Raw genomic sequence first — 25663 nt, 5'->3', positions numbered from 1 at the left:
TCAGGCCATCCTGCCAGAGGGTTTATTGTTGCTGGAGTAGTCCGGTAGCGATGCGTTTTAACAGGTCGTTGAAAATCTATCTGCGTTGCCGAATACCGCGTCAAAAACAGGCTCACAGCCAAAGGCTGAACGTGCTTTAGCACGGCCCCGAAGGGGCGAGCGGAGCGAGTCAAATGCTCATTTAGTTCACTAAACTCCGCTTTTTCGCCTGTTTTTTCCTTGTCTCGGCGGCCTCGATAACGTTTTTCAACAGCCTGCTAATCCGCTCCCGAATATCCATCCGTTCTGACTGGGCATAAACCAGCTTTCATGGGTAGCGCCCTGAGCGGCGGTTATCCACCAGCTCCTCCAGAATCTCATTGACCAGCTGCATGATGTCTCCGGCGGGTTCCTTGCGGCGACAGCACATAATGGGCGTGGTGATATTGCTCTCGCCCAGCGGAATAAAGGCGATGCCATCGCGATGCACCCGCTTGACCTGCTCCGGCACCAGGGTAAAGCCCATATCGGAAGCGACCAGCCCGAGGGCCGTCTGCAGGTCATTGACCTGCTGGATGACATTGACGCTCAGGCAACGCCGATGAAACAGCCCGAGCACAATGTCGGCAAAGCTGCGCCCCGGGTTGGAAGGGAACAGGATCAGCGGGTGTTTGGCCAGCTCGGTCAGTGTGGGCCGGGTGCTGGCCAGAGGGTGATCGGCCGGAACCGCAGCAATGATGGGTTCATCAAACAGCAGCTCCTGATCCACCTCGTTGTCTTCGATACGCAGACGACCAAAGCCAATATCAATACGGCCGGTTTTCAGCGCGGTGACCTGCTCCTGCGTGGTCATTTCATGCAGCACGATTTCGATATCACCGCACTGACGCAAGCGCTTGATCAGTGACGGCAGCTGACCATAGAACACCGAAGGCACGAAGCCGATGGCGAAGATGCGTTTACCGTGGGCTGCTACCTTGCGGGTATCGGCCATGGAGCCCTGTACCTTGGCCAGAATCTGCCGTGCCCGTTCCAGAAAGAACTGCCCCGCCGGTGTCAGGCTTAAGCCGCGGGCTTCGCGGTTGAACAGCAGCACCCCCATTTCTTCTTCGAGCTGACGGATCTGCCGGGTCAGTGGTGGCTGGGCGATATGCAGACGCTCGGCGGCGCGGGTCAGGTTGAGTTCTTCGGCAACGGCACAGAAGTAGCGAAGATGACGTAACTCCATCTCATACCCTCCGGGTATCGCTGCCTACTAAAACGATATTTGTTGGCAGCGAGTATTAATTTTATTGTTTTACCTGTCTCGGTATAAAAGTCTGGTGCGAATTAAATGGCAGAATTTAATTTGTGTCGCTTTGAGTAGGAAAGTTAAAGCGCAGTAATTCATCATTATTTTTGTTGCCAGTCGTTATACCTGTATTCGCCGTGAATAACAATAATCAAAGAGGATAGCGTCATGACCGTGATACGCCCTTCCAATTTATTACCCGCAAATGAAGCCTGCCAGCCTGCAAAGGCGGCACCTCAATGAATTCATGGTGCAGATGAAGGTTTGCCGCAAGCGGATCGGCCAGAGTCAGGGTAAATAACACCACATTAATCAGGTAATAATGCCGTGCCATATAAAGACAGGCATGAGCCACTATTGCTCGAAATTAACGTGTGAATTATTGGCGATATTAAAAGCTAATTGCGTTTAATTGCCTGCTCAAATAAGTGCTGCTCCGATAGTGCAATAGAAAAAATATAATCATTGCAATATGCAGAGAAAGGAGAGAGTTATGCAACAGCAACTCGATCAATTGCAAGAGCGCGTACGCAGTGCCGTCGTGGCCGATGCTGAGCAGGGGATTTACCGCTGCAACCGGGCCATTTTCACCGATCAGGCACTGTTTGAGCTGGAGATGAAATACATCTTCGAGGGCAACTGGGTCTATCTGGCTCACGAAAGTCAGATTGCCGACAACGGCGATTACTTCACCACCCATATTGGCCGTCAGCCAGTGGTCATTACCCGTGACGCCAAGGGCCAGCTCAATGCGCTGCTCAACACTTGCTCTCATCGCGGCGCCACTCTGTGCCGTCACAAGCGCGGCAACAAGACCTCTTTCACCTGCCCCTTCCATGGCTGGACCTTCAACAACGGTGGCAAGCTGCTCAAGGCGCGCGACCAGAAGAAAGGCGGCTACCCTGAAAGCTTCAACACCGATGGCTCCCACGATCTCAAACGGGTTGCACGCTTCGAGTCATACCGCGGCTTTCTGTTCGGCAGCCTCAATCCCGATGTGATGCCGCTGACAGAGTATCTGGGCGAATCCACCAAGGTGATCGACAACATTGTTGATCAGGCACCCGAAGGTCTGGAGATTCTGCGCGGCAGCTCATCCTACACCTATGACGGAAACTGGAAGCTGACGGCGGAGAACGGCGCCGATGGCTATCATGTTGGCACGGTGCACTGGAATTATCTGTCGACCATGGGCCACCGCAATTATGACAAGGGCGGCACCGAAGCAGTGGATGCCCGCAGCTGGTCGGCAAAGGGAGGGTTCTACTCCTTTGAAAACGGCCACATGATGCTGTGGACCCGTCTGCTCAACCCCAGCGTGCGGCCGGTCTATAGCCAGCGCGAACGCCTGCAGCAGACCTTCGGCGAAGCCCGCGCTGACCTGATGGTCAACCAGACCCGCAACCTGTGCCTGTATCCCAATGTCTACCTGATGGACCAGTTCTCCACCCAGATCCGGGTGCTGCGTCCGCTATCTGTCGATAAGACGGAAATCACCATCTATTGCTTCGCGCCCAAAGGGGAGTCGGCAGAGAACCGCCGTCGCCGCATCCGCCAGTACGAAGACTTCTTTAACGTCAGTGGCATGGGCACACCGGATGATCTGGAAGAGTTCCGCGGCTGTCAGCAGGGCTACAGCGCTGCGGGCCTGTCGTGGAATGACATGAGCCGTGGGGCAGTGCACTGGATTGACGGTGCCGATGAAGACGCCCGGTCTATTGATCTGAAACCGCTGATGAGCGGCGCCTGCCCGGAAGATGAAGGGCTGTATGTGCACCACCACCTGCACTGGCGCGATGAGATGCTGCAGGCCATTGCCAGCGAACGCAGCCGGCTGATTGCCACAGACAGCGAGCCCACCCGCGGTGAGGAGGTATGAGCATGAACTATCAGGATATTCAGGCCTTCATCTACCGCGAGGCACGCCTGCTGGATGACCGCGAGTGGGATCAGTGGCTGGCCTGCTATCACCCCGAGGTCGAATTCTGGATGCCCGCCTGGGACGACGATGACCAGCTGACCTCGGACCCGCACAGTGAAATCTCACTGGTGTTCTATCCCAATCGGGATGGCTTGGAAGACCGCGTCTACCGCATCAAGACCGAGCGCTCCGGTGCCACCATGCCGGAGCCGCGTACCACCCATCAGATCAGTAATCTGGAAGTGCTGGCGGCCGACGCCCAGCAGATCCAGCTGCGTTTCAACTGGCATACCCTCAGCCATCGTTACCGGCAGACCAGCAGCTTTTTCGGCACCTCCTTCTACACCCTCGACCTCAGTGGCGGTGAGCCGCTGATCAGGCGCAAGAAGGTGGTGCTGAACAACGACTACATCCATCAGGTCATCGATATCTATCAGTTTTAACAGGTCGTTGAAAATCTATCTGCGTTGCCGAATACCGCGTCAAAAACAGGCTCAAAATGCTCATTTAGTCCACTAAACTCCGCTTTTTCGCCTGTTTTTTCCTTGTCTCGGCTGCCTCGATAACGTTTTTCAACAGACTGTTAAGTGAGAGCACCTGCACCTCACACACCAATCACACAGCTGTTGCTGCTGCACTGCCAAGCCGGTGAGCAGCACCATGCCGGGGGAGCCGTATCATGAGCTACACCATTGCTCTCAATTTCGAGGACGGGGTGACCCGTTTCATTGCCTGTAACGCTGGCGAAACCGTACTGGATGCGGCGTATCGCCATAAGATCAATCTGCCCATGGACTGCTCCGATGGCGTCTGCGGCACCTGCAAATGCCACTGCGAGCAGGGTCAGTTCGACATGGGTGAAGAGTATCTGGAAGACGCCCTGACTGAAGACGAAGCCGCCGCAGGCAAGGTGCTGACCTGCCAGATGGTGCCGTCATCAGATTGCGTAGTCGCCGTCCCTGCTGCATCCACCCTGTGCAAGACGGCCCCGGAGCCTTTCGCCGGTACGGTCACGGCGGTTAACGCCCCCTCGGCCACTACGCTGGAGCTGTTTATTCAGGCAGAAAAGCCAGTGGCGTTTCTGCCCGGTCAGTACGTCAGCATTCAGGTGCCCGGCAGTCAGGGCATGCGGGCCTATTCTTTCAGCTCCCGGCCCGGCAGTGTTGAGCTGAGCTTTCTGATTCGCAATGTGCCCGGCGGGCTGATGAGCGGCTATCTCAGTGAGCGGGCCAGAGTGGGTGATCAGCTGACGCTGACCGGGCCGATGGGCAGCTTCTATTTGCGCCCGGTGCAGCGCCCGGTACTGATGCTGGCGGGGGGAACCGGGCTGGCGCCGTTTCTGGCGATGCTGAAACTGCTGGCGGAGCAGGGTTGTGAGCAGCCGGTGCACCTGATCTACGGCGTCACCCGCGATATAGATCTGGTCTGTGTCGATGCACTGGAAGCCATGGCCGCGCAGTATGGCTGGTTCAGCTATGCCACCTGCGTGGCGGATGCCGACAGCGACCACCCGCGCAAGGGCTACGTCACCCAGTATATGGAAGGCGCTGCCCTCAATGACGGCGCGGTGGATGTCTATCTCTGCGGTCCACCGCCGATGGTGGATGCGGTCACCGGCTGGTTCCGTCAGCAGGGGATTCAGCCTGCCTCCTTCCACTACGAGAAGTTTGCCGCCAGTGCTGCCCCGCTGCAGGAGAAAATCGCATGACCCGTTCCCTCAGTTACCGCCCCCGTTTTACCGACAAGGTCATGATGATTACCGGTGCCGCGCAGGGTATCGGCCTGCGCAGTGCCGAACGGGCGGCCAGTGAGGGTGCCCGTCTGGTGCTGGTGGATCGGGCCGATCATATTCACACCGTCGCTGACCAGTTACAGCAACAGGGCTGCGAGGTGCTGGCGCTGCAAGCGGATCTGGAAACCTGGGAAGGGGCCAGCGACATCATGACGCAGGCCAAAGCGTGTTTCGGCCGGTTGGATGTGCTGATCAACAACATTGGCGGCACCATCTGGGCCAAACCTTATGAGCATTACCAGCCGGAGCAGATCGAGAAGGAAGTGCGGCGTTCGCTGTTCCCCACCCTCTGGTGCTGCCGGGCCGTCTTACCCCTGATGCTGGTGCAGCAGGGCGGTGCCATCGTCAATGTCTCCTCGGTGGCGACCCGTGGCGTCAACCGCGTGCCCTATGCGGCGGCCAAGGGCGGCGTCAATGCGCTGACCGTAGCACTGGCATTTGAGTACGCTGAGTACGGCATTCGCGTCAACGCCACTGCGCCCGGTGGCACCGAAGCGCCGCCGCGCCTGACTCCGCGCAACAACGAGGTGCCGACGGCACAGGAGCAACAGTGGTATCAGCAGCTGATCGACCAGACCGTACAGACCAGCCTGATGCACCGCTACGGTACGCTGGATGAGCAGGCCGCCGCCATTCTGTTTCTGGCCTCGGACGATGCCAGCTATATCACCGGGACGATCCTGCCGGTGGCCGGTGGTGACCTGGGTTAAACCTGCTCTGCCGGAGTGATAACAGGCAGACGGTGCAAAGCCATCGTTGAACCGGGGTGTTCGGCGATGGCTTTTTGCGTTTACGGTTTCAGTGCTTTCAGAATCTGCTCGGTGTTGTAGCTCATCATTTTCAGATAGCTGGGGGCCGGGCCCGCTGCATCTGACAGCGATTCCGGATACAGCTCGCCGCCCGGCTGGGCACCGGTAGCATCGGCAATCTGCCTGATCAGGCGGGGATCGTTGGAGTTCTCGAAGAAGTACACCTTGATGCCATCCTGCCTGATCTGTTCGATCAGTTGGGCGACTTCGCTGGCGGAGGCTTCGGTCTCGGTCGACAGGCCCAGTGGCGACAGGAAGCTCACACCGTACTCCAGGCTGTAATAGCCGAAGGCATCATGGCTGGTCAGCACCTTGCGCTTGTCTACCGGAATGGTGCCCAGCTCGGCACGAATCTGCCCATCCAGCGTTTTCAGCTGTGCACTATAGCGCTCGGCATTGGCCTTGTAGTCGGCGGCATCCGCTGGATCCGCCTTGGCCAGCGCCTGCTCGATATGGCTGACCCAGTGCAGCACGTTGGGAATGCTATTCCACACGTGGGGGTCGGTAACCTGTTTGCCGTCTTCTTCAAAGGTATGGGTCGTCAGGCCATCGGACACCACCACTGGCTGCTGGTTGCTGCCCGAGGCTTTGGCCAGACGGCTGAACCAGTTTTCCAGACCTTCACCGCTGAGGAAGGTGACTCGGGCCTCTTTCAGCGCTTTGGCATCGGCGGGGGAAGGCTCGAACTCATGGGGATCACCATTGGCAGGCACCAGACTGGTGACCTGCACATGGCTGCCGCCGACCTGCCTGACCACATCGGCCAGAATGGAAAAGCTCGCAACCACTTTAATTTCCGGCGCCGACGTGGCCGCCAGTGTGCTCTGGCTGGTCAGCGCAAGTGCTGAATACAGCAGGCCAGTGGAAAGCATCAGCAAGGGTTTGGACATAACGAAACTCCATCAGTTACGCAGGTGGGGAAGAGGAAAGAAGCGGCGCAGGGCACCAGCGGGAGCGAGCAGCAGCGACAGGCCGTACAGCAGGGCTGCGGTCAGGATGATGCAGGGGCCGGAGGCCAGATTCAGGTGATAAGACAGCAGCAGCCCAAGGTAGCCCGACAGCACCGCGGACAGGGTGGCAATCAGCAGCATTGACCCCAGCGTGCGCGCCCACAGCTGGGCAATCACCGCTGGCAGCATCATCATGCCGACGGCCATCAGGGTGCCGAGGGTCTGAAAACCGGCCACCAGATTGAGCACCACCACCAGCAGCAGAAACAGCAGGTGATACCAGGGGCCGCGACCGCCCACCGCACGCAGGAAGCCGGGGTCGAAACACTCCATAACCAGCGGGCGATAGACCACCGCCAGCACCAGCAGTGTCAGGCTGGTGATGCCGGCAATCAGACACAGCGCCTGACTGTCGATGGCCAGAATGGTGCCGAACAGCACATGCAGCAGATCGATATTGGAGCCGCGCAGGGAGATCAGCAGTACGCCGAGGGCCAGCGACACCAGATAGAAACTGGCAAAGGAGGCATCCTCCTTCAGTACCGTGGTACGGCTGATAACGCCTGACAGCACCGCGACCAGCAACCCGGCAATCAGCGCCCCCAGTCCCATCCACAGCAGTGACAGGCCACCGGCAAACATGAAACCCAGCGCCGCGCCGGGCAGTACGGCATGGCTCATGGCGTCCCCCACCAGACTCATGCGGCGAAGCATCAGCAATACCCCGATAGGGGCCGCGCCCAGACCCAGTGCCAGCGTGGCGACCAGCGCACGGCGCATAAAGCCGTAATCAGCAAAGGGTGAAATCAGCAGCTCGTGCAGGCTCATGCCGATACCTCCGGCTGGCAGACGTCGGCCCCTTCATCCCAGGCTTCGGCCATGGCTTTGGCGCGGGTCAGGTTATCGCGGCTCATCACGGCGGATGTATCCCCCCAGCCAATGATTTCCCGTGCCAGCAGCAGGGTGGAAGGGAAGTGCTGACGGACCTGCTCGAAGTCATGCAGTACCGCGATGACGGTGCGGCCCTGCTGATGCCAGCTGAGGATCACCTGCAGCAAATCGTGGGTGGTGCGGCTGTCGATGGCGGTGAAAGGCTCATCCAGCACCACAATCGGCGCATCCTGCAGCAGCAGGCGAGCAAACAGCACGCGCTGGAACTGGCCTGCCGACAGCGAACCGATCGGGCGCTGTTCAAAACCGGCCAGCCCCACGGCCTGCAGGGCGTTGCGCGCCTGTGCAGCCACGTCCTGCGTTACCGCGCGGTGGACGCCCAGTGTGCGCCAGGCTCCCATGATCACGGTGTCCGCCACAGTCAGTGGGAACTGCCGGTCGATGGCCGCTGCCTGTGGCAGATAGCCAATATCGCGCTGCTGATACTGGCCGTAGCGGATACGGCCACTGGCCAGCGGCACTTCGCCCATAATGGCTTTCAGCAGGGTGGACTTGCCTGCGCCGTTGGGCCCTGCAATGGCCGTCAGGCTGCCGCTGGCGAATTCACCGCTGATATGGTGCACCGCCGGATGGCGCTGATAGGCGACGGTGATGTCATCGAGAACTAACGCACTCATGGCAGGCTGACCGCCCAGGCGACCAGCAGCCACAGTACAGCCAGCAGCGCATTGGCCAGCAACAGACGGCGTGCGCTGGACCAGCCTAGTGGTGAGGCTGAAAACAGCGATAGGGGAAACCGCGATAGGGAAAAGCGCGACAGGGAAAGTAACGACATGGACAACTCGCAGGTGACAAATATAAATTGAATAAAATGTTATGACATAACACTATCAGCAATGGGCGTGCACAAACAAGGAAGTTGCCACAGTCGTGCTGAGCTGAAGAGCTGAAGAGCTGAAGAGCTGAAGAGCTGAAGAGCTGAAGAGCTGAAGAGCTGACGAGTTGTGGAGGGGCAGTGTGTCGCAGAAACGGGGTCAGGGAGGGTGAATGGGCACGAGGGCCGCGAAGAAAAAAACGCACCGGACAGGTAGGCTACCCGATGCGCCACAGATCGTGAATGTATTCAAAGTGCTCTGTCGTTATATCAATTGGCTGCTTCTCAGCACGGGCTGAGCGGCACACTTCTGACCATGGCACCCGGCTCAACACCCAGCGCCAGTAACTGGGAGGAGGTCAGCGGCAGCACCTCAACGCTCACCGGCAACTCGGCCTGAATAGCGCGGAAGCCAAGCCCGGCATCATTACTCAGCAGATAAGGCTGAGTGGCAGTGGCAAATGCCACGTCGTCGCGGTGCTCACAGCGATACAGACGGCTGTCGCGGACGATGCGCAGTTCGTCGATATAGGCTTCCAGCGTGGCCCCGCCATCGAAGATATCCACATAGCCTTCGTAGCGCAGACCTTCGGCTTCCAGCATGGCGCGGGCCGGAGCGGTGTGAGGATGGACCTTGCCGATAGCCTGCTGGGCGCTGCTGACCAGTAACGGGATATACACCGGAAAGCGCGGCATCAGCTCGGCAATAAAGGTCTTTTCACCGATGCCGGTCAGGTAGTCGGCGCGGGCAAAGTCGATATTGAAGAAGTGGCGACCGACGCCTTCCCAGAAGGGCGAATTGCCCTGCTCATCGGACACACCGCGCATTTCTGCCACCAGCTTGCGGGCAAAGCGCTGGCGAAACGCAGCGATAAACAACAGGCGCGACTTCGACAGCAGCTGACCATTACGGCTGTGGCGCCAGTCCGGGTCGAGGAAGAGAGTACAGAGTTCACTGTAACCGGCATGGTCGTTGGACAGAAACAGCACGTCCAGCTGCTGGTTGACCCCCAGCTCACGCGACATCTGGCTCAGTTTACCGAGGCGGAAGTTGTACCAGGGTTCCTTCAGGCCCACCGCGACCTCAATACCGCAGATCCCCACCACCTTGCCGCTGGCGCTGTCTTCCAGCGCAAACAGATAACCCTGATCGGCGGGCTCCAGCTCCCCACGCAGCGTGGCTTCGGCCCGTAACAGCCGCTCGCGGATCTTGTTCTCATCCGGCTGCAGGGAGGTAAAGCCGACGCCGGTCTTGCGGGCCAGCGCCAGCAATGCCTGCATATCACCGCGATCAACAGGGCGAACGAACATCATGCTGCAGCTCCTTCGCGGCGGGTGAGGAAGAGTTCTGCCAGCATGCAGCGGGCACCGCCGCCGCCCTGGGTTTCGATGGTATCCAGTGTGGCGATCACCAGCTCACCCTGTTCTGCCAGCCGCTGCTGCTGCAGCGGATTGAGGGACTGCCATGCCCGGCGCGACAGGGCAAACACCGGCGCGCCCTGCTGATTGCGCAGCTCCAGCATGTTGCCTGCGAAGTGGGCATTCTGCGCCAGACTGATGGGCAACAGGGTCTTGCCGCTGTCTTCCAGCGTGCGTCGCAACATGGCCTGCTGCCCGGCGTTGCCAATGGCCTCCAGACAGACCACCGCCAGCTGGCTGCCGACATTCATCATCACATTAGTGTGATAAATCGCCTTGCCTGCGGCATCGGTGGCATTGAACCAGCAGGCGCGGTAACCCAGTGCCTCGCAGTACAGCTGCAGCACCTGCTGATGGCTGCGCGACGACGCACAGAGGTAAGCGATGCGCTGCTGGCGGTCCAGCACCAGCGAGCCGGTGCCTTCCAGATACTTGCCCTGCAGCTCAAAGGGGCTGAGATCGAGCACGCTGTGCACCTGAAACTGCTGCTGCAGCTGCCCGATAATGGCCGGGCGCCGCTCCAGACGGCGATTGGCCGCCGCCATCGGATAGAGCACCAGCGTGCCGTCGGCGTGGGTGCTGAACCAGTTGTTGGGGAAGATCGAATCGGGCGTGTGCGGCTCGTGGCTATCCTCTACCACGGTCACCTCGATACCGGCGTGGCGCAGTTGTTCTGCGTAGGCGTCAAACTCTTCCAGCGCCGAGACCTGCACCATGACAGCATCCCCGGCGGGGTGCTGAAATGCGTTGCTGCTCAGGGTTTCCGGGTTGGCGGTGAAGCGCGCAGGTCGCACCATCAGCACCTGATGAGTGGTTTGCGGGTCACTCAGCGGGCGCAATACGGCTGAATGAGGGGCTGAGACGGGCATTCCTCGGGACTCCTGCGAAAGCGTTATCGAACTGCCGCCATTGTGCGCAAACCCCGGCGGGGAAACCGGCCGTATTGGGCGTGGCAGAGGGCCGGTTTTCGGCAAACTCAGGTTGAAGTACAGCGGATTCCGCTGCGGGGCAGACGGGGCGGGCTGTCGCGGTCACCCGTATTTTCACCAGCACGAGCGCAGGACAAGCCATGACGGACAGTGCCATCAAGTTGGACCGTATTGATCAGAAGATTCTCGACATCCTGCAGCGTGACGGGCGGATCAGCTATCAGCGGCTGGCGGAGCAGATCAACCTGACGCCGCGGCCCTGTCAGGAGCGGGTACGCAAGCTGGAGCGGGCAGGCATCATCCGCGGCTACAGCGCTCAGATCAGCATTACGCCTGAACCCAAAGGGCTGATTCTGCAATTGCAGGTGGCGCTGAAAACCCAGAGCGGGCGGGCGGCGCAATGTGCTTTCGAGGCCGAAGTGGCACGGCGGGCGGATGTGCTCGACTGCTGGCTGGTCAGTGGAACCTTTGATTACATCCTGCGGCTGCGCTGTAACGACATGACCGCCTATCACCAGCTCAGTAACGTCTGGCTGGCAGATGAAAGCCTGCGCATCGAGCGCATCGTCAGCGTGCCGGAAATGCAGAAGGTGAAGTGAGCGAATGCAGGAGAAAAAAGCCCGACCTGCAGGTGGGCAGTCGGGCTGGCTAGATTGCCAAAGGAAAATTCAAAAGCGCTTTACTCGTCCAAGTCTGACCACTATCTGCTGTCTGTGTCGTGTGTCTGTTCCTCTTCGTTAAGGCGATGGTGGGAAAGCCTGTTAATCAAAACTGGTGCACGTAACCCAAGCCGAACAAGTTCATATGGGTGTGGTAGCTACCTTGCAGCGTGCCGGGGGTGCCATTGCTACTGTCATAGTCATCATCGCTACGGTTCACAGTCGCTGAGTGTAATTTCAGATAGCTGTAAGCCAGATCGATACTATTGCGGGCGTCGATACGGTAGCTGGCGCCAACGGAAAACAGTTGGCGACTGGCATCTGGAAGTACTGTCAGGGCATAGCTGGCATCAGTGACCGGGGTTTGGTCGTACATGTAGCCCGCACGCAGAGTCCACTGTGAGTCAAACTGATAGCGGGCACCGACGGAGGCGCGCCAGCTGTTGTGCCAGGCCGTTTTGTAGGTGATCTTGCGTTCGGGAATTTGTGCCGTGGGCATGTTTATTTGTATCTGTTGCATCCGGCTTTGTCGGTTCCAGGTCACGTCACCCATGATTGCCCACTGTGCGCTGAGCTGGTGATAGGCATTCAGCGAAATGGTCTCTGGTGTGGTGACATAGGTGGTCGAGTCGCTGTCTGCCATGGCGGTATAAATCCCCCCGTTCAAGGGGGACGACGAACCACCGGGGAGTGTACTGGATACTCGGTAGCTTGCCCGCCCTTCCAGTTTCTGTGCAATGTGCGAGCGATAAGCCAAGCCGATGCGGGTATCGGCGCTCGGAGTATACAGATAACCAAGATTGTAGCCGTAGCCCCAGTCGGTGCCGGTAATATGGGCGCGAATATCGGGCTGCCCGGTATACCCCATAGCGGCTGCAGAACAGAGAGCCGACGTGCCGCCACCGGCCAGACAACTGCCATAGGCTATCGATGAGGTTTCGAGACTATTGTCCAGTTTGACATCCAGGTACTGAGCGCTGACGCCCAAACCAATACTGTGTCGCTCATTCAGTCGATAGCCCAGCGACGGGTTGATTGCCAGCGACTTGAAGTCAATTGACTCACCGTAGTAACGCCCGGCGAACTGATCGTCGTAGCTGATTTTTGCACCGAAAGGAACAAAAACGCCCACACCGACGGTCAGATCCTCATTGAGCTTATGAGAAATGTAGCCGTGGGGTATCGCCGCCTCTTTAGCATAGCTACCACCGCCGTCGACAGGTGAAGCTTCTTGGCCTGTCGCCGTCGTGACGCTGTCGTAGTGAAACGTCGAATGCGGAACCACAGCAGTGGCTCCCATTACCATCTGGGTACCATCCAACAGGGTCAAACCCGCCGGATTATAGAAAATCGTTGATGGATCAGCCGCCTCGGCGGCGTTGGCATTGGCGCTGCCCTGAGCTTTGACGCCCTGTACATCGAACTGATACCCCGCCGCATGGGCGGTCTGCATTGTCATGCCTGCCGTTGTCAGTAGCGTCAGGCTCATCCTCATCATGCGCTGCTTCACCTCGGTTACCTCTCACTTGTTTTTGTTGTGTTACCGTTGTGCTATCTCATCATATTAAACATATATGTCAAGTTGACATTTGAGTTTATTTTAATGAGGATTACCGGAGGAAGCAGCACAATAACGACAACAACGAGGTCTCCATGAAACGTACGCTGTTGAAAAGCATTCTATTCGGGCTGACAGCGGCGATTCGACTGACAGCCCTTCGCAGTCCCGAATTCCGCAAACAACTGAAATCGCGCAATCTGATTGCACAGATACGCCTGAAGGATGGCAGCATCGCCCGGCATTACTGCCTGCGAGATGGCAAGGTCATTTCGGCAGCAGGTCTTCATCCCGCTGCCGATGTCAGCATCGCCTTTCACGACGTGACTACCGCACTGGAGTTCGTCAAGCCGCCAGCGGATCAGGCCAAGATCGTGCACGCGGCCAAGCACTTCAAAGTCACGGTGGCGGGTGAAGATGCGCTGGTGGTGTGGTTTATGCAGTTGCTCAACCGCTTGCAGACCGCCTCACTGACCATGGGGCAGGCACAGCGCGACGGCACTGTGCGCTATACCACCAACACCAATGGCGGCCCGTTGTTTGTCTATGTCAAAGATGGCCGTATCGTGCGTACCACACCGATTGACCTGCAGCGTGACGATGCCGCCAGCTGGACCATCCATGCCCGTGGCCGTCGTTTCAGCCCACGGCGTATAGCCACTGTCAGCCCTCATGCGCTGGCACTGCGTTCAATGGTGGATGCCAAAAACCGGCTGTTGTACCCAATGAAGCGGGTTGACTTTGATCCGAATGGTCAGCGCAATCCTCACACCCGGGGTATCTCCGGCTATGAGCGCATCAGCTGGGAGGAAGCGCTGGATATTGTCTCCGCTGAAATCAAGCGGATGAAGCGTGAGCATGGGCCTGGGGCGATAGCCATCTATCACAGCTCCCACCATCAGTGGGGCAATGTCGGCTACTACCTTTCGGCATTACAGCGTTTTGGCAACCTGATCGGCTACACCCGCGTACACCTCAATCCCGACAGCTGGGAAGGCTGGTACTGGGGTGCACAACATCACTACGGCAATAGCATGCGCCTGGGAACGCCGGGCGGTTACGGACTGGTAGAAGACTGCCTGAAAGAATGCGAGCAGATCGTGTTCTGGTCCAGTGACCCGGAGACCACCAGTGGCTGTTACGCCGGATTCGAAGGCACCGAACGCCGTCTGTGGGCCAAAGAGCTGGGTATCGACTTCATCCATATCGATCCGCATTACAACCCCACCGCACAGTTGCTCGGTGGCCGCTGGATGCCGCTGCGTCCTGGCAGTGACTCGGCACTGGCGCTGGCGATCATGAATGTGTGGGTGAACGAAAATCTGTATGACCACGACTACGTTGCTACCCGAACCACCGGGTTCGAGGAGTGGCGTGCCTACCTGCTGGGAGAAACTGACGGGGTAGCCAAGACTCCGGAGTGGCAGGAAGCCGAGACCGGCGTCGCCGCCCGCGAAGTGCGGGCGCTGGCGCGGCGCTGGGCCGCACGCAAGACTTATCTGGCGGCCGGCGGCGGCGGCCAGGGCCTCGGCGGAGCCGGGCGCAATCCCACGGGCACTCAGTGGGCCCGTTCGATGATTCTGCTGATGGCTATGCAGGGCTGGGGCAAACCGGGTATCAATTTCGGCAACCTGCAGGCGGCCACACCGCTGGACATGACCTTCTATTTCCCCGGCTATGCCGAGGGGGGCATCTCCGGTGATCTGCATTGGACCGCTGCCGCCATCAGCAACTACAACCGCATGCCCCATGTGCTGAGCATGAATCCGATCAAGCAGATGATTCCACGGCAGAAGCTGGCGGATGCCATCATTGACGGTCACAGCACCGGCTACAGCTGGGACGGCGTCTCGCTGGAGGCGCAGTTTGTACCGTTCCACTACCCGTTACCGGGGCATTCGCGGGTACACATGCTGTACCGCTACGGTGCTTCATCCTTTGGCACCATGGCCAATTCCCAGCGCATGGTTGAGGCCTATCGTCATGAGTCGCTGGAGTTCGTGGTTAACCAGTCGATCTGGCATGAGGGTGAGACCCTGTTTGCTGACATCATTCTGCCTGCCTGTACCATGCTGGAGCGCTGGGATATTGGTGAGTGGGCTGGTGCCGGGGCTTACGGTCACCATATTCAGGAACAGCTCAATCACCGCATGATCGTGATGCAGCATAAGTGCATCGAACCGCTTGGCGAGTCCAAATCGGACTACCAGATCTTTCTGGAGATTCTCCAGCGTCTGGGGCTGGGGGCAGTGTTCTCAGAAGGCTGCAGTGAGCTGGACTGGTGCAAGCGGGTATTCGACTCCTCCGACCTGCCTAACCATATCAGCTGGCAGGCTTTTCTTAAAAAGGGCTATTTCGTCGTGCCGCCCGCTTCCGAGGCTCAGCGTGAGCCAGCTTATTTCCGCTGGTTTGCCGAAGACCGGCCGAAGGATGTGCCAGAGCCGCTGCCCCTGCCTTCGCAGTACGCCGATACCTTCGGCAAGGGGCTGCAAACGCCGTCCGGCAAGCTGGAGTTTGTGTCCCAGACCCTGCGGCGCGCTGGCGAAGACAACCCCGAGCGGCAGGCGCTCAATCACTATCTGTCGTCGCCGGAAGGGCCAGCAGCAGGCGAGCGCTTTGAGCGCTACCCACTGCAGCTGCTGTCCAGCCATCCACGCTACAGCTTCCACACCTACAGCGATGGCAAGGGCAGTTTTATTGACGACCTCGGCGACCACCGGATCCTGAAGCAGGGCTATCACTACTGGCCATTGCGCATCAGCCCCCAGGACGCTGCCGCACGCGGCATTGGCCAGCATGATCTGGTGCGGGTGTTCAATGAGCGCGGGGCAGTGCTCTGTGCGGCCGACATCACTCCGTTGATTGCGCCCGGCATCCTCAAAGCGTTTGAGTCCAGCGCAGTATACGACCCCATTGCCGATGGCAAGGGCGGCACTATCGACCGTGGCGGTTGCGTCAATCTGCTGACCTCGCCACGACCCATCGTCAAGGGCAGTTCCGGCATGGCGTCCAGTAGCTGCCTGGTGCAATTAGAAAAATGGATGGAGACTTCCGCATGTCCAGTCTGAATAACAACAGCAATACAGATGACAAGCCATTTCCTTCGGTTCTGCCCGAATGGCCGGAGCCGCAGCGCCCTGACTTTGTCCAGCCGGTTCGGCGGCCGCCCGCGTTGGTTAAGGCCGATGCCCTGGCATTTCTGATCTTCGAGCGGCCTGATCTGGATAAGAGTGAGCGTTTCCTGCTCGACTTTGGTCTGCAAGTGATTCGTCGTGATGCCGATGCCCTGTACCTGCGCGCCAGTGCCAGTGAAGCCTGCTGCTATGTGGTACGACGAGGACAACAGGCCCGATTTATCGGCGTGGGCTTCGAACTGCGCGAGAGCAGCGGGCTGGACGTGTTGGTTAAGCAGGCGGGGGCACGTCGTATCAGCAAGCTTGATATTCCCGGCGGCGGTCAGGCAGTGCTGCTGACCGATCCTCTGGGGCATGAGGTATGGGTTCTGGCCGGTCGGCAGCATAGCTCCTGCATGATTGAGCAGGAGCCCCGCTTACCGACCAATACGCCGACAGCCACCCCACGGGTCAATGCCACGGTTCGACCCTCCTTCGGTCCGGCCAAGGTTGCCAGGCTGGGCCATGTGGTATTTCAGACGACCGATTTTGCTGGCCTGACCGAGTGGTATATGCGTCATTTTGGCTTGTTGCCAACGGATGTGCTGTACCTGCCTGACGGGTCTCCTAACTTGATCTTTTTCCGCTTTGACAGGGGTAGCGAGCCTGCCGACCACCACAGTGTGGTGATTGCAGGTGGTCTGACCAACAGTTACGAGCACAGTGCCTACGAGGTGCAGGACCTCGATGCCCTCGGGCAGAGTTCCCAGTTTCTGCGTTCCAGAAACTGGAAGCATGCCTGGGGGATTGGTCGTCACTCCCTCGGCAGTCAGCTGTTTGATTACTGGTTCGACCCCTATGGCGCGGAGCATGAGCATTATGCTGATGGCGATGTGTTTACTGCCGATTACGCACCGCGCTACAGCCCGATGAATGCCGCGGGTGTATGGATGTGGGGCGATGATGTACCGCCCCACATGTTGCCCAAGCCCAATTTGATTACCGTCTGGCGTGCTATCCGTCTGCTGTGCAGTGGCAAACTCAGTCTGGCACGACTCAAGCAAATGGGCGCTGCCCTGTCGGCACCGGCCCGCCCCTGGATGAAGTGAGGAATTTGTAATGGCACTTACCGTTGTTCGTTTTAGTCATGCTGGTGCTGAGCCTGCCTGGGGGGTTGTATTTGCTGACAAGGTGGCACCGCTTGCCGAACGTTATGCCACCACAGGGGAGTTTATCGAGCAGGGTTTGCCGCGTGCCCGTACTCTGCTTCCGGCCGATGCACAGTACCGGCTGTCGGAACTAACCCTGCTGTCGCCCATCACCAGCAATCAGCAGTTTCTGTGTCAGGGGCTCAACTACAAATGCCACGTGCGCGAATCGGGTATGGACCCGGCCAAACTGCCATTTAACACCCTGTTCACCAAGGCGCCGTCTTCCATTACTGCTGCACGCGGCAGCATCATCCGGCCCAGCCATGTGCACCTGCTCGACTACGAGCTGGAGCTGGGGGTGGTCATTGGCCGTCATATCAGCGGCCCGGTACAGGTGAATAAGCAGAATCTGCATGAGTATGCGGTGGGACTGACCATGGTGAATGACATCAGTGCCCGCGATGTACAGCTGCCTCAAGTACAGTTCTACAAGGGCAAGAGCTATCGCACCTTCTCGCCGGTTGGGCCCTACCTGGTGATACCTTCAGCAGATGAATGGCGCAAGCTGGGCGAACTGCACCTGCGCCTGTCCGTCAACACGGATATACGTCAGGACAGCTACTGCCGGGAAATGATCTACCACCCCGAGCAAACGCTGACCGAACTGTCGGCCATTCAGGATCTGGCCCCCGGCGATCTGCTGGCTACCGGCACTCCAGCAGGCTGCGCCGCCAAGGCGCCAAAGAACAAGGTGTTACTGTGGGCGCTTAAGGCGCTGCTGTCAGAGCGGCGCAAGTGGTCGGTATATATCAAGGCGCAGTTGCGTAACCCCCGTTACCTGAAGCCGGGTGATGAAATGGTGGCTACCATTCGCAGTGATGATGGGGCGCTGGATCTGGGCGAGCAGCGTCATCAGATCCTGCAGGAGCGATAACCATGAAGAAATGGAACCTGATCATCGATGTGGATCGTTGCCACAATTGCGGGAACTGTGTCCTCACCAATCAGGATGAGCATGTAGGCAATACCTTCCATGGTTATACGGCGCCGCAGCCCCGTCATGATGGGGCCTGGATTCGCATTCGCAGTCGTGCCGAGGGGCAGCCACCGATGGTCGCCACCGCCCATCTGCCGACCCTGTGCAATCACTGCGACAACGCTCCCTGTGTCGCCGCCGGGCGAGGGGCCGTGGTCAAACGCCAAGACGGCATCGTGATTTTTGATCCGCAGCTGGCCAAAGGCCGCAAAGATCTGGTGGACGCCTGCCCCTACGGAGCCGTGCACTGGAATGCGGAGCTTGAATTGCCGCAAATCTGGATCTTCGATGCTCATCTGCTGGATCAGGGCTGGCATCAGCCACGCTGTGTACAGGCTTGCCCGACCGGCGCTATGCAGGCGGTGCAGCTGACCGATGCCGAGATGCAGGAGCAGGTCAAGCAGGACCAGCTGCAGGTGCTGCAACCTGAGCTGCGTACCCAGCCACGAGTCTATTACCGTCATCTGACCAGCTACACCCACTGTTTTATCGGAGGCAGTCTGTTTACTGGTGAACAGTGCCACAGTGAGTGTGTGGCGGGTGCCAGAGTGAGGCTGAGTCGCGATGGTCATACGCTGGGGGAAACTCACAGTGACGACTTTGGCGACTTTCGCTTCAGTGGTCTGGCCCGCAACAGTGGCCGCTATCGCCTGGACATTGAGCACGCTGCAACCTGCCCAGTCAGCCTTGATGTTGAACTGAGGGAGGCCAGTGTCTATATGGGCGCCCTGCGCCTGACGACAGTCAGCCCTGGTGCCATCTCCGTATCCCCTGTGACCCCGGAGGAGTCGCACCATGTCTGATACTGTGATCCGTACCCTGGCTGATATTGAACATCTTGAAGCCACCCCGCTGTCGCAGCGACTGCAGGGGCTGGAGTCCACCTATGACGTATTCAGGCGAGCCGCTCAGCGATGGCCTGAACAGATCGCTCTGCACTTTCTGCCACAGGGGCTGGCTGACGAAGCCGCTGTGACCTTCACTTATGCCGAGCTGTTTGCCCAGATCACCCGTACCGCCAACCTGTTCCATAGCCTGGAGGTGGGCACCGGCGACGTGGTGTCTTATTTATTACCGAACCTGCCGCAGACGCATTTCACCCTCTGGGGCGGGCAGGCGGCGGGCATCGTTAATGCCATCAACCCGTTGCTGGAAAGTGAACAGATTGCCGCACTGCTGAACGAGGTCTCATGCAAAGTGCTGGTGACGCTGGGCCCCAGTGCCGGGCCGGAGCTATGGCACAAAGTACAGCCGTTGCTTGATAAGGTTCCTTCATTACGAGCGGTGCTGCTGGTGGGTGAAGCGCAGCCCCCGGAGGGGACGTTATCTTTTGATGCCGAGCTGCAACGTCAGCCTGCTGAGCAGTTGCTGAGTGGCCGCCAGTTTAGCCGTGACGATCTGTGTGCCTATTTCCATACCGGCGGGACTACCGGTATGCCCAAGGTGGCTCAGCACCGCCATGGTAATCAGTTAGCCAACGCCTGTTGCGGTGGCCTGCTGGTCGATCTTGGCCCGGACGATACCCTGCTGTGTGGCTTGCCGCTGTTTCACGTCAATGGCGTGGTAGTCACCGGACTGACGGCCTTTATGGCCGGGGCACAGGTGTTACTGGCGGGGCCGCTGGGTTACCGCAATCGTGCCCTGCTTGAGCAGTTCTGGCGGCTGGTAGAGCGATTCCAGATCACCACCTTCTCGGCGGTGCCCACGGTCTATGCAGCGCTGATGGCGATACCTCGGGGAGAGGCTGATCTGTCCTCGCTGCGTTTTGGTCTCTGTGGCGCTGCCCCCATGCCGGTGGCCCTGATCCAGCAGTTTGAGCAGGCCACCGGCATTCGCATACTCGAAGGCTATGGCCTGACCGAGGGCACCTGCATCAGCGCCATCAACCCCCGTGACGGCGAGCGGCGTCCGGGCTCCATTGGCTTGCCCATTCCCTATCAGCAGCTGAAGCCGGTCATTGTTGATGATCATGGCGTCTATGTGCGCGACTGTGAGGTGGATGAAATCGGCGTACTGGTGGCCCGTGGTCCTAATATTTTTCCTGGCTATCTGCAACCAGAGGCCAACCAGAAGTTGTGGCTGGACGGAAACTGGCTCAACACCGGCGATATGGCACGTCGCGATGCCGACGGCTACCTGTGGCTGACCGGGCGTCTGAAGGAATTGATTATCCGTGGTGGCCACAATATTGATCCGGCGGTGATCGAAGAGGCTCTGATGCGGCATCCGGCGGTACAGATGGCGGCGGCGGTCGGTAAGCCCGATCCCTACGCCGGCGAGTTGCCGGTGGCCTATGTGGTGCTACGCGATGGACAGCAGGTCAGCGCCGGAGAACTGATTGATTATGCCCGCCGGGTAATACCAGAGCGCGCCGCCGCACCGGGCGAGATCTATGTGGTCGACAGCCTGCCGCAGACCGCCGTTGGCAAGCTGTTCAAACCGCAACTGCGTTATGACGCCACCCGCCGGGTGCTGAGCACGTTGCTGGCACCCTGCCTGCAACAGGCCAGCGACTGGCAGGTACTGGTCGGCTCCCATCCGTTGCACGGTATGCAGGTGAAGATTGTGCTGATGGCACCGCTGCCGTTGCGGCAACAGCTGGTGGAAGCGGTCAAAGAAGTGATGGCGGGCTTCAGTCTGTACTACGAGCTGGCAGAGTCGGACTGACACGGTACTGAGGCGAGGTCGCGCATCGGTATGGACGATCTGTCCATATTCCCCACCGATGCGTGGCTATCGCGATGCCCGGTTAACACGATGGCATGCTGACTGGCGGGCGGCGCATGGAAGGCTGTGGCTGAGCCAGAGCGAGATTGATGTTCGCCTCACTGACGCCCAGCCCCTGCAAAACGACGCGGATAATGGCGTTGGTGTAGTCGGCAGGCACCTGGCCATCGACGTAGCTGCGCATGGCCAGGATCAGCGTACCTGCCAGCAGGTCGAAGGCCACGTGCTCACTGGGAAAGTGGAACAGCCCGGCCTGTTGGCCCTGGCGCAGGTCGCGGCGCACCGGCTCAAATTGCAGTTCCTTGATGAACTCTGGGCGGGCCACGAAGGCGGCCCAGGTGGGGTCTTGTTCAGCCTTACCCAGCCAGAAACGCAGGCCCACCGTCAGGCGTAGCAGGGCATTGTCCTGCGTGCCCAGCTCGGTCTCGATGGATTCCATGATGTCGGCACTCAGCCATTCAACGGTGGCCTGCAGCAGTTCGGCGGTGGTGTTGAAGTGGTTATAGAAGGTGCCGCGGGAAATGCTGGCCTCAGCGATAAAGTCTTCAATCATCGGGGAGTCAGTGCCCATACGGGCGAACACCCGCAGGGCGGCCTCAACGATTTTCTGCCGGGTGCGTTCGCGGCGTTGCTTGCCGACACGGGTGCGGTGATTTTCGGGTTCGTTCCGGTGGTCTGTGGTCATAACGAGGGTCCTTGGCTGCTAGCTGTCCTGTTGGAGGCTAGACCTTAACTGAAATGAACATTTTTGTCAGTTTGACGTGCGCCAGCTCAACGTAAATTCTCAGTCAAGGGCTGATTATGGTGCAAAGCAGTATGGTTCGCCCGTCTGCTGATCCTTCCCACATCTCTGGCCAAGCCCTCTCAGGCGGTATGTGTTACTGGCTGGAATCTGCTTAGCGCAAAGGAGTCAGGCAATGTTTGAGAGCACCCGCAGTACTGTACCTGCGCCCAGCTTACCCGAGGAAATAAGTCATGTTTTGCTGCATCGCAGTGGACTGGCTGTGGAGCGCCTGGCGACGCGCTGGCGCCAGGCCACAGAGCAGTCGCTGCTTGAGTTGAGCAAGCTGGTGCCCACATCACTGGCCGTGGAGAGCTGCCACTATGGGGTGGATCTGGCGCAGCGCACGGTATTGTTCTGGGACATTCTGCGCCAGCGTGGCAACAACTTTATTGAACATGAGCGTCAGGGTTTGCCGCCTGTGCTGCACTTCGACTACGAGATGATCATGGACGGCAGGCAGTTCGAGCGGCCGGTCAACTATGCCCTGCTACGCATCCTGCCACCACCGGGGGTGAGCATTGACCCACGGCGACGCCCTTACGTCATCATTGATCCGCGTGGTGGCCATGGCCCCGGCATCGGTGGCTTTAAGGCAGATTCTCAGGTTGGGGTAGCCTTGCAGGGCGGCCATCCGGTGTACTTCGTGATCTTCTTTCCCCACCCCGAGGCAGGGCAGACCATCGCTGACATCAGTCAGGCTGAATGTGAGTTTGTGCGCCATGTGCGCGCACTGCATCCGGAAGCGCCGAAGCCCGGTGTCGTTGGCAACTGTCAGGCGGGCTGGGCATCGATGATGCTGGCGGCGGGCAACCCTGAGGCAGTGGGTCCGGTGCTGATCATCGGTGCACCGATGTCCTACTGGGGCGGAGCCTGGAGTGAAGGGGCGGGTGACAATCCGATGCGTTATGCCGGAGGGCTGCTGGGCGGCACCTGGCTGGCTTCGCTGTGTGCCGATCTTGGTGCAGGCGTCTTTGATGGTGCCTGGCTGGTGCAGAATTTTGAAAACCTTAACCCGGCCAATACCTTCTGCGACAAGTACTACAAGGTGCTGGCCAATATTGAGGGCGAGGCGCAGCGTTTTCTCGAATTCGAACGCTGGTGGGGGGGCTACTATCTGCTCAACGGCGGAGAAATCGAGTGGATTACGCAGAAGCTGTTCGTCGGCAATAACCTGTGGTCTGGCGCGGTTGAGGGGGATTCGCAGGCGCTGGATGTGCGCAACATTACCTCCCCTATCGTGGTGTTTGCCTCGGCAGGGGACAACATCACACCGCCGCAGCAGGCCTTCAACTGGGTGAGTGATGTCTTTGGCAGTACCGAAGAAATCAAGGCGCGCGGCCAGGTGATCGTTGGTCTGATGCATGAGGATGTGGGGCATCTGGGTATCTTTGTGTCTGGCAAGGTAGCCAATAAAGAAGGCCAGCAGCTGGCGTCGGTTCTGGAGGCTATTGAGGCCCTGCCGCCTGGGCTATACGGCATGCAAATTCATACGCTGGCGGGGGAGGCGGCCCGCTATGAGGTCAGCCTGGAGCCGTTGCGACTGGAGGAAGTCAGCGCCCGCCTGAACCGGTATCAGCGTCAGGATGAGAAGCCCTTTCAGGTGGCTGCCGAGATTGCGTCTGTCAACCAACAGCTCTATGAGCGCTTTGCCCGCCCGTGGGTAAAGGCGCTGGCCACACCTCAGTCAGCGGAGCTGGGGCGGATGTGGCATCCACTGCGCAGCCAGCGCTGGCTACTGTCTGATCTCAACCCCTGGCTGGGGTGGTTGCCCTCTGCCGCCACGGCAGTACGCGCCCAGCGTCAGCCGTTGCCGCCGAAAACCGCACTGCATGCCGTGGAAGCTCAGGGAGCAGAAATGCTGAGTGCGTTGCTTGACGGCTACAAGTCTCTGCGCGATGCCTGGAGTGAGGCCTACTTCTTCACCCTGTATGGTTGCCTGCTGGCAGCGGGGGAAGATGGACAGCCTGCAGTGATGCCTGAAGTGCAGCCTGCCCCACGGGAGTTGCCGGTGGTGAAGCAGGCGCTAGCCCGAATCGAGATGGGCGGTTATGCCCAGGCACTGGCGCGGGTCGCGTACTTGCTTGGCCACCGCGATGAGCCGCTGCCACTGTCACGGTTGCAGCTGGCGCAGGAGCTGATTACTGACTATCAGGACTGGCTGCCAGGCCTGCCGGCGGATGAGCTGCGCCGCATCGGTGGCGAGCAAGAGCTGATCGCCCGCTTTGCTCCGACCCGAGCCATTGCCACCTTGCCGGTGTTGCTGCGCGATCCACAAGACCGCCAGCGGTTGCTGGCGTTGCTGCAACAGGTGCTGGCCGACCCGCGAGTGCAATCAACGCCGCCTAGCCGGCAACAGCGAGCCATGCTCAAACGTATCAATGCCGTACTGGACAGCGATGTGCTGGGCCAGGGGACTCGACAACAGCCTGCAGTAGTTGAAGAGGTGGAAGGATGAAGATCATCATTGAAGGGTTGGCCGTTGACATCAGCGCCGACGATATCCGTCGCGACTACGGTGGATATGCGCCGATCCAGCGGATAGATATGGTCCGCTATGCGGATCATGCAATTGCCATCGTGGAGATGGACATTTCCCGTGCACAAGCCAACTTCCTGGCGGCGCGCATCTGCGCTCAGGTACGTCTGGATACCCAGTTGCGTGCCTGGGTTCCGCTGTGGGACAAAGACTAGCCTGGAATTGAACAAGCCGCATGCCCATCCCATCCCGCTCGATACACACCCCACCCGCCTTGGCTGCAGCAGCAGCCGGGGCGCCGACCGACACAGCTGTGCTGATCGACAATTTTGGCCGCCGGGTGACCTACCTGCGCCTGTCGGTCACGGATCGCTGTGATTTTCGCTGCGTTTATTGCATGAACGAAGACACCCGCTTTTTGCCGCGCGCACAGGTGCTGAGCCTGGAGGAGCTGGCGTCCCTTGCCCGTAATTTTGTGGCCTTGGGGGTAAGCAAGATTCGCCTGACCGGCGGTGAGCCACTGCTGCGACCGAATGTAATGCAGCTGATAGAGCAGCTTGGGTCAATGCCGGGGCTGGCGGAACTGACGCTGACCACTAATGGTTCGCAACTACAGCGTTTTGCGCCCGCCCTCAGGGCTGCCGGGGTACAGCGTCTGAATATCAGCCTGGACAGCCTGAATCCTGCGCGATTTTTAGCCATGACCCGTCGTGACCAGCTACCACAGGTTCTGCGTGGTATTGAAGCGGCGCTGGCGGTAGGGTTTGAGCGAATCAAACTGAATACGGTGGTGCAGCAGGGCGGTAATGTCGGGGAGTTGGAAGACTTGCTCGACTATGCCCTGCAGCGTGGTATGGACATCAGCTTTATCGAAGAAATGCCGCTGGGCGAGGTGCATACGCGACAGTTGGCCACCAGCTACCTGGGCAACGACCGTTTGCTGGCACGTTTGCAGCCACGTTACGGGCTAATTGCATCTTCGGAAAGCAGTGGTGGACCGGCACGTTACTACCGTATCGCCGGTCAGCACAGCCGGGTGGGGTTTATTTCCCCTCACAGCCATAACTTTTGCGCTAGCTGCAATCGGGTACGGGTGACGGTAGAAGGGCAATTACTGCTGTGTCTGGGCAATGAGCATGCGGTTGATCTCAAAGCCGTGCTGCGCCAGTTTCCCGGCGACGATCAGCACCTGCGGCAGACCCTGCTGGCGGCCATGAGCATCAAGCCCGAACGCCATCATTTCAGCCTCGATGCGCCGCCGCAGGTGCTGCGACTGATGAATATGACGGGCGGCTAGCGCGTTG

The 25663-nt window shown here is 59.2% G+C and carries 22 protein-coding genes; 13 read left to right on the top strand and 9 right to left on the bottom strand.

The genetic code is table 11. The annotated features are described in order from the left end of the window. Window positions 1–307: 307 nt before the first annotated feature. Complete coding sequence (locus WH50_RS23105) at window positions 308–1207, bottom strand: LysR family transcriptional regulator (RefSeq protein ID WP_104154516.1); 900 nt, start codon at window positions 1205–1207, stop codon at window positions 308–310. A 556-nt stretch (window positions 1208–1763) separates the two neighbouring features. Here WH50_RS23105 and WH50_RS23100 point away from each other — a divergent pair. The 4 genes from WH50_RS23100 (at window position 1764) to benD (ending at window position 5693) form a co-directional block, all read left to right on the top strand. Beyond that, window positions 1764–3149, top strand: coding sequence for a Rieske 2Fe-2S domain-containing protein (locus tag WH50_RS23100; protein ID WP_110189557.1), 1386 nt, complete (start codon window positions 1764–1766; stop codon window positions 3147–3149). A 2-nt stretch (window positions 3150–3151) separates the two neighbouring features. Then, on the top strand, window positions 3152–3634 hold the full coding sequence (benB, locus tag WH50_RS23095) for a benzoate 1,2-dioxygenase small subunit (protein ID WP_279305958.1): 483 nt from the start codon (window positions 3152–3154) through the stop codon (window positions 3632–3634). A 236-nt stretch (window positions 3635–3870) separates the two neighbouring features. Beyond that, window positions 3871–4899, top strand: coding sequence for a benzoate 1,2-dioxygenase electron transfer component BenC (gene benC / locus WH50_RS23090; RefSeq protein WP_110189556.1), 1029 nt, complete (start codon window positions 3871–3873; stop codon window positions 4897–4899). Beyond that, entirely contained in the window at window positions 4896–5693 is a 798-nt protein-coding gene (gene benD, locus WH50_RS23085; protein WP_110189555.1) for a benzoate diol dehydrogenase BenD, read from the top strand. Before benC ends, benD begins: the two co-directional genes overlap by 4 nt. 80 nt (window positions 5694–5773) lie before the next feature. On the opposite strand, the gene WH50_RS23080 is transcribed toward benD, so the two are convergent. The 6 genes from WH50_RS23080 to ctlX form a co-directional block, all read right to left on the bottom strand. Continuing rightward, window positions 5774–6682, bottom strand: coding sequence for a metal ABC transporter solute-binding protein, Zn/Mn family (locus WH50_RS23080; protein ID WP_243410240.1), 909 nt, complete (start codon window positions 6680–6682; stop codon window positions 5774–5776). Between the two features lie 12 nt (window positions 6683–6694). Continuing rightward, the gene (locus tag WH50_RS23075) at window positions 6695–7570 is read right to left on the bottom strand and encodes a metal ABC transporter permease (protein ID WP_110189554.1); all 876 of its coding nucleotides are present in this window, start codon (window positions 7568–7570) and stop codon (window positions 6695–6697) included. Beyond that, window positions 7567–8310 carry a metal ABC transporter ATP-binding protein gene (locus tag WH50_RS23070; RefSeq protein ID WP_110189553.1) on the bottom strand — a complete coding sequence of 248 codons (744 nt, stop codon included), beginning with the start codon at window positions 8308–8310 and terminating at the stop codon, window positions 7567–7569. The genes WH50_RS23075 and WH50_RS23070 overlap by 4 nt, the downstream gene beginning before the upstream one ends. Beyond that, window positions 8307–8468 (bottom strand): hypothetical protein, encoded by a 162-nt coding sequence (locus WH50_RS26455; RefSeq protein ID WP_165838533.1) that lies wholly within the window; start codon window positions 8466–8468, stop codon window positions 8307–8309. The genes WH50_RS23070 and WH50_RS26455 overlap by 4 nt, the downstream gene beginning before the upstream one ends. Before the next feature lie 324 nt (window positions 8469–8792). After that, window positions 8793–9821, bottom strand: coding sequence for an arginine N-succinyltransferase (gene astA / locus WH50_RS23065; RefSeq protein WP_110189552.1), 1029 nt, complete (start codon window positions 9819–9821; stop codon window positions 8793–8795). Further along, on the bottom strand, window positions 9818–10795 hold the full coding sequence (gene ctlX / locus WH50_RS23060) for a citrulline utilization hydrolase CtlX (RefSeq protein WP_110189551.1): 978 nt from the start codon (window positions 10793–10795) through the stop codon (window positions 9818–9820). The genes astA and ctlX overlap by 4 nt, the downstream gene beginning before the upstream one ends. Before the next feature lie 200 nt (window positions 10796–10995). On the opposite strand from ctlX, the gene WH50_RS23055 reads away from it, so the two are divergent. Further along, window positions 10996–11454 (top strand): Lrp/AsnC family transcriptional regulator, encoded by a 459-nt coding sequence (locus tag WH50_RS23055; RefSeq protein WP_110189550.1) that lies wholly within the window; start codon window positions 10996–10998, stop codon window positions 11452–11454. Window positions 11455–11620: 166 nt separating this feature from the next. Here the strand turns inward: WH50_RS23055 and WH50_RS23050 are convergent, their stop codons facing one another. Then, window positions 11621–13012: an OmpP1/FadL family transporter gene (locus tag WH50_RS23050; protein ID WP_133251412.1), complete on the bottom strand. Its 1392-nt coding sequence runs from the start codon at window positions 13010–13012 to the stop codon at window positions 11621–11623. Window positions 13013–13167: 155 nt separating this feature from the next. Between WH50_RS23050 and WH50_RS23045 the strand changes: the two genes are divergently transcribed. The 5 genes from WH50_RS23045 to WH50_RS23025 are packed head-to-tail and all read left to right on the top strand — an operon-like array spanning window position 13168 to window position 21039. Next, on the top strand, window positions 13168–16140 hold the full coding sequence (locus tag WH50_RS23045) for a molybdopterin-dependent oxidoreductase (protein ID WP_110189548.1): 2973 nt from the start codon (window positions 13168–13170) through the stop codon (window positions 16138–16140). Next, the gene (locus WH50_RS23040; RefSeq protein WP_110189547.1) at window positions 16128–17294 is read left to right on the top strand and encodes a VOC family protein; all 1167 of its coding nucleotides are present in this window, start codon (window positions 16128–16130) and stop codon (window positions 17292–17294) included. The genes WH50_RS23045 and WH50_RS23040 overlap by 13 nt, the downstream gene beginning before the upstream one ends. Before the next feature lie 10 nt (window positions 17295–17304). Next, on the top strand, window positions 17305–18270 hold the full coding sequence (locus WH50_RS23035) for a fumarylacetoacetate hydrolase family protein (protein ID WP_110189546.1): 966 nt from the start codon (window positions 17305–17307) through the stop codon (window positions 18268–18270). A gap of 2 nt (window positions 18271–18272) precedes the next feature. Further along, the gene (locus WH50_RS23030; RefSeq protein ID WP_110189545.1) at window positions 18273–19175 is read left to right on the top strand and encodes a 4Fe-4S dicluster domain-containing protein; all 903 of its coding nucleotides are present in this window, start codon (window positions 18273–18275) and stop codon (window positions 19173–19175) included. Next, window positions 19168–21039 (top strand): acyl-CoA synthetase, encoded by a 1872-nt coding sequence (locus WH50_RS23025; RefSeq protein ID WP_110189544.1) that lies wholly within the window; start codon window positions 19168–19170, stop codon window positions 21037–21039. Before WH50_RS23030 ends, WH50_RS23025 begins: the two co-directional genes overlap by 8 nt. An 82-nt stretch (window positions 21040–21121) precedes the next feature. On the opposite strand, the gene WH50_RS23020 is transcribed toward WH50_RS23025, so the two are convergent. Next, window positions 21122–21784 (bottom strand): TetR/AcrR family transcriptional regulator, encoded by a 663-nt coding sequence (locus tag WH50_RS23020; RefSeq protein ID WP_110189543.1) that lies wholly within the window; start codon window positions 21782–21784, stop codon window positions 21122–21124. Window positions 21785–22016: 232 nt separating this feature from the next. On the opposite strand from WH50_RS23020, the gene WH50_RS23015 reads away from it, so the two are divergent. From WH50_RS23015 to moaA, 3 genes are read left to right on the top strand one after another with little or no spacing between them, the layout of a single operon-like run. Then, on the top strand, window positions 22017–24338 hold the full coding sequence (locus tag WH50_RS23015) for a DUF3141 domain-containing protein (protein WP_110189542.1): 2322 nt from the start codon (window positions 22017–22019) through the stop codon (window positions 24336–24338). Continuing rightward, window positions 24335–24574 (top strand): RNA-binding protein, encoded by a 240-nt coding sequence (locus WH50_RS23010; RefSeq protein WP_110189541.1) that lies wholly within the window; start codon window positions 24335–24337, stop codon window positions 24572–24574. Before WH50_RS23015 ends, WH50_RS23010 begins: the two co-directional genes overlap by 4 nt. A 20-nt stretch (window positions 24575–24594) precedes the next feature. After that, entirely contained in the window at window positions 24595–25656 is a 1062-nt protein-coding gene (moaA, locus tag WH50_RS23005) for a GTP 3',8-cyclase MoaA (protein WP_110189540.1), read from the top strand. Window positions 25657–25663: the final 7 nt, after the last annotated feature.

The organism is Pokkaliibacter plantistimulans (assembly GCF_003194385.1).
Taxonomy (GTDB): Bacteria; Pseudomonadota; Gammaproteobacteria; order Pseudomonadales; family Balneatricaceae; genus Pokkaliibacter; species Pokkaliibacter plantistimulans.
The sequence above is the reverse complement of the archived record's forward strand: the minus strand, read 5'-3'. Positions and strand labels throughout refer to the sequence as shown.

What these genes read in the sequence shown, in the direction of transcription:
- WH50_RS23105 (WP_104154516.1), bottom strand. Translation starts at nt 1,207, where the DNA reads ATGGAGTTACGTCATCTTCGCTACTTCTGTGCCGTTGCCGAAGAACTC.
- WH50_RS23100 (WP_110189557.1), top strand. Translation starts at nt 1,764, where the DNA reads ATGCAACAGCAACTCGATCAATTGCAAGAGCGCGTACGCAGTGCCGTC.
- benB (WP_279305958.1), top strand. Translation starts at nt 3,152, where the DNA reads ATGAACTATCAGGATATTCAGGCCTTCATCTACCGCGAGGCACGCCTG.
- benC (WP_110189556.1), top strand. Translation starts at nt 3,871, where the DNA reads ATGAGCTACACCATTGCTCTCAATTTCGAGGACGGGGTGACCCGTTTC.
- benD (WP_110189555.1), top strand. Translation starts at nt 4,896, where the DNA reads ATGACCCGTTCCCTCAGTTACCGCCCCCGTTTTACCGACAAGGTCATG.
- WH50_RS23080 (WP_243410240.1), bottom strand. Translation starts at nt 6,682, where the DNA reads ATGTCCAAACCCTTGCTGATGCTTTCCACTGGCCTGCTGTATTCAGCA.
- WH50_RS23075 (WP_110189554.1), bottom strand. Translation starts at nt 7,570, where the DNA reads ATGAGCCTGCACGAGCTGCTGATTTCACCCTTTGCTGATTACGGCTTT.
- WH50_RS23070 (WP_110189553.1), bottom strand. Translation starts at nt 8,310, where the DNA reads ATGAGTGCGTTAGTTCTCGATGACATCACCGTCGCCTATCAGCGCCAT.
- WH50_RS26455 (WP_165838533.1), bottom strand. Translation starts at nt 8,468, where the DNA reads ATGTCGTTACTTTCCCTGTCGCGCTTTTCCCTATCGCGGTTTCCCCTA.
- astA (WP_110189552.1), bottom strand. Translation starts at nt 9,821, where the DNA reads ATGATGTTCGTTCGCCCTGTTGATCGCGGTGATATGCAGGCATTGCTG.
- ctlX (WP_110189551.1), bottom strand. Translation starts at nt 10,795, where the DNA reads ATGCCCGTCTCAGCCCCTCATTCAGCCGTATTGCGCCCGCTGAGTGAC.
- WH50_RS23055 (WP_110189550.1), top strand. Translation starts at nt 10,996, where the DNA reads ATGACGGACAGTGCCATCAAGTTGGACCGTATTGATCAGAAGATTCTC.
- WH50_RS23050 (WP_133251412.1), bottom strand. Translation starts at nt 13,012, where the DNA reads ATGATGAGGATGAGCCTGACGCTACTGACAACGGCAGGCATGACAATG.
- WH50_RS23045 (WP_110189548.1), top strand. Translation starts at nt 13,168, where the DNA reads ATGAAACGTACGCTGTTGAAAAGCATTCTATTCGGGCTGACAGCGGCG.
- WH50_RS23040 (WP_110189547.1), top strand. Translation starts at nt 16,128, where the DNA reads ATGTCCAGTCTGAATAACAACAGCAATACAGATGACAAGCCATTTCCT.
- WH50_RS23035 (WP_110189546.1), top strand. Translation starts at nt 17,305, where the DNA reads ATGGCACTTACCGTTGTTCGTTTTAGTCATGCTGGTGCTGAGCCTGCC.
- WH50_RS23030 (WP_110189545.1), top strand. Translation starts at nt 18,273, where the DNA reads ATGAAGAAATGGAACCTGATCATCGATGTGGATCGTTGCCACAATTGC.
- WH50_RS23025 (WP_110189544.1), top strand. Translation starts at nt 19,168, where the DNA reads ATGTCTGATACTGTGATCCGTACCCTGGCTGATATTGAACATCTTGAA.
- WH50_RS23020 (WP_110189543.1), bottom strand. Translation starts at nt 21,784, where the DNA reads ATGACCACAGACCACCGGAACGAACCCGAAAATCACCGCACCCGTGTC.
- WH50_RS23015 (WP_110189542.1), top strand. Translation starts at nt 22,017, where the DNA reads ATGTTTGAGAGCACCCGCAGTACTGTACCTGCGCCCAGCTTACCCGAG.
- WH50_RS23010 (WP_110189541.1), top strand. Translation starts at nt 24,335, where the DNA reads ATGAAGATCATCATTGAAGGGTTGGCCGTTGACATCAGCGCCGACGAT.
- moaA (WP_110189540.1), top strand. Translation starts at nt 24,595, where the DNA reads ATGCCCATCCCATCCCGCTCGATACACACCCCACCCGCCTTGGCTGCA.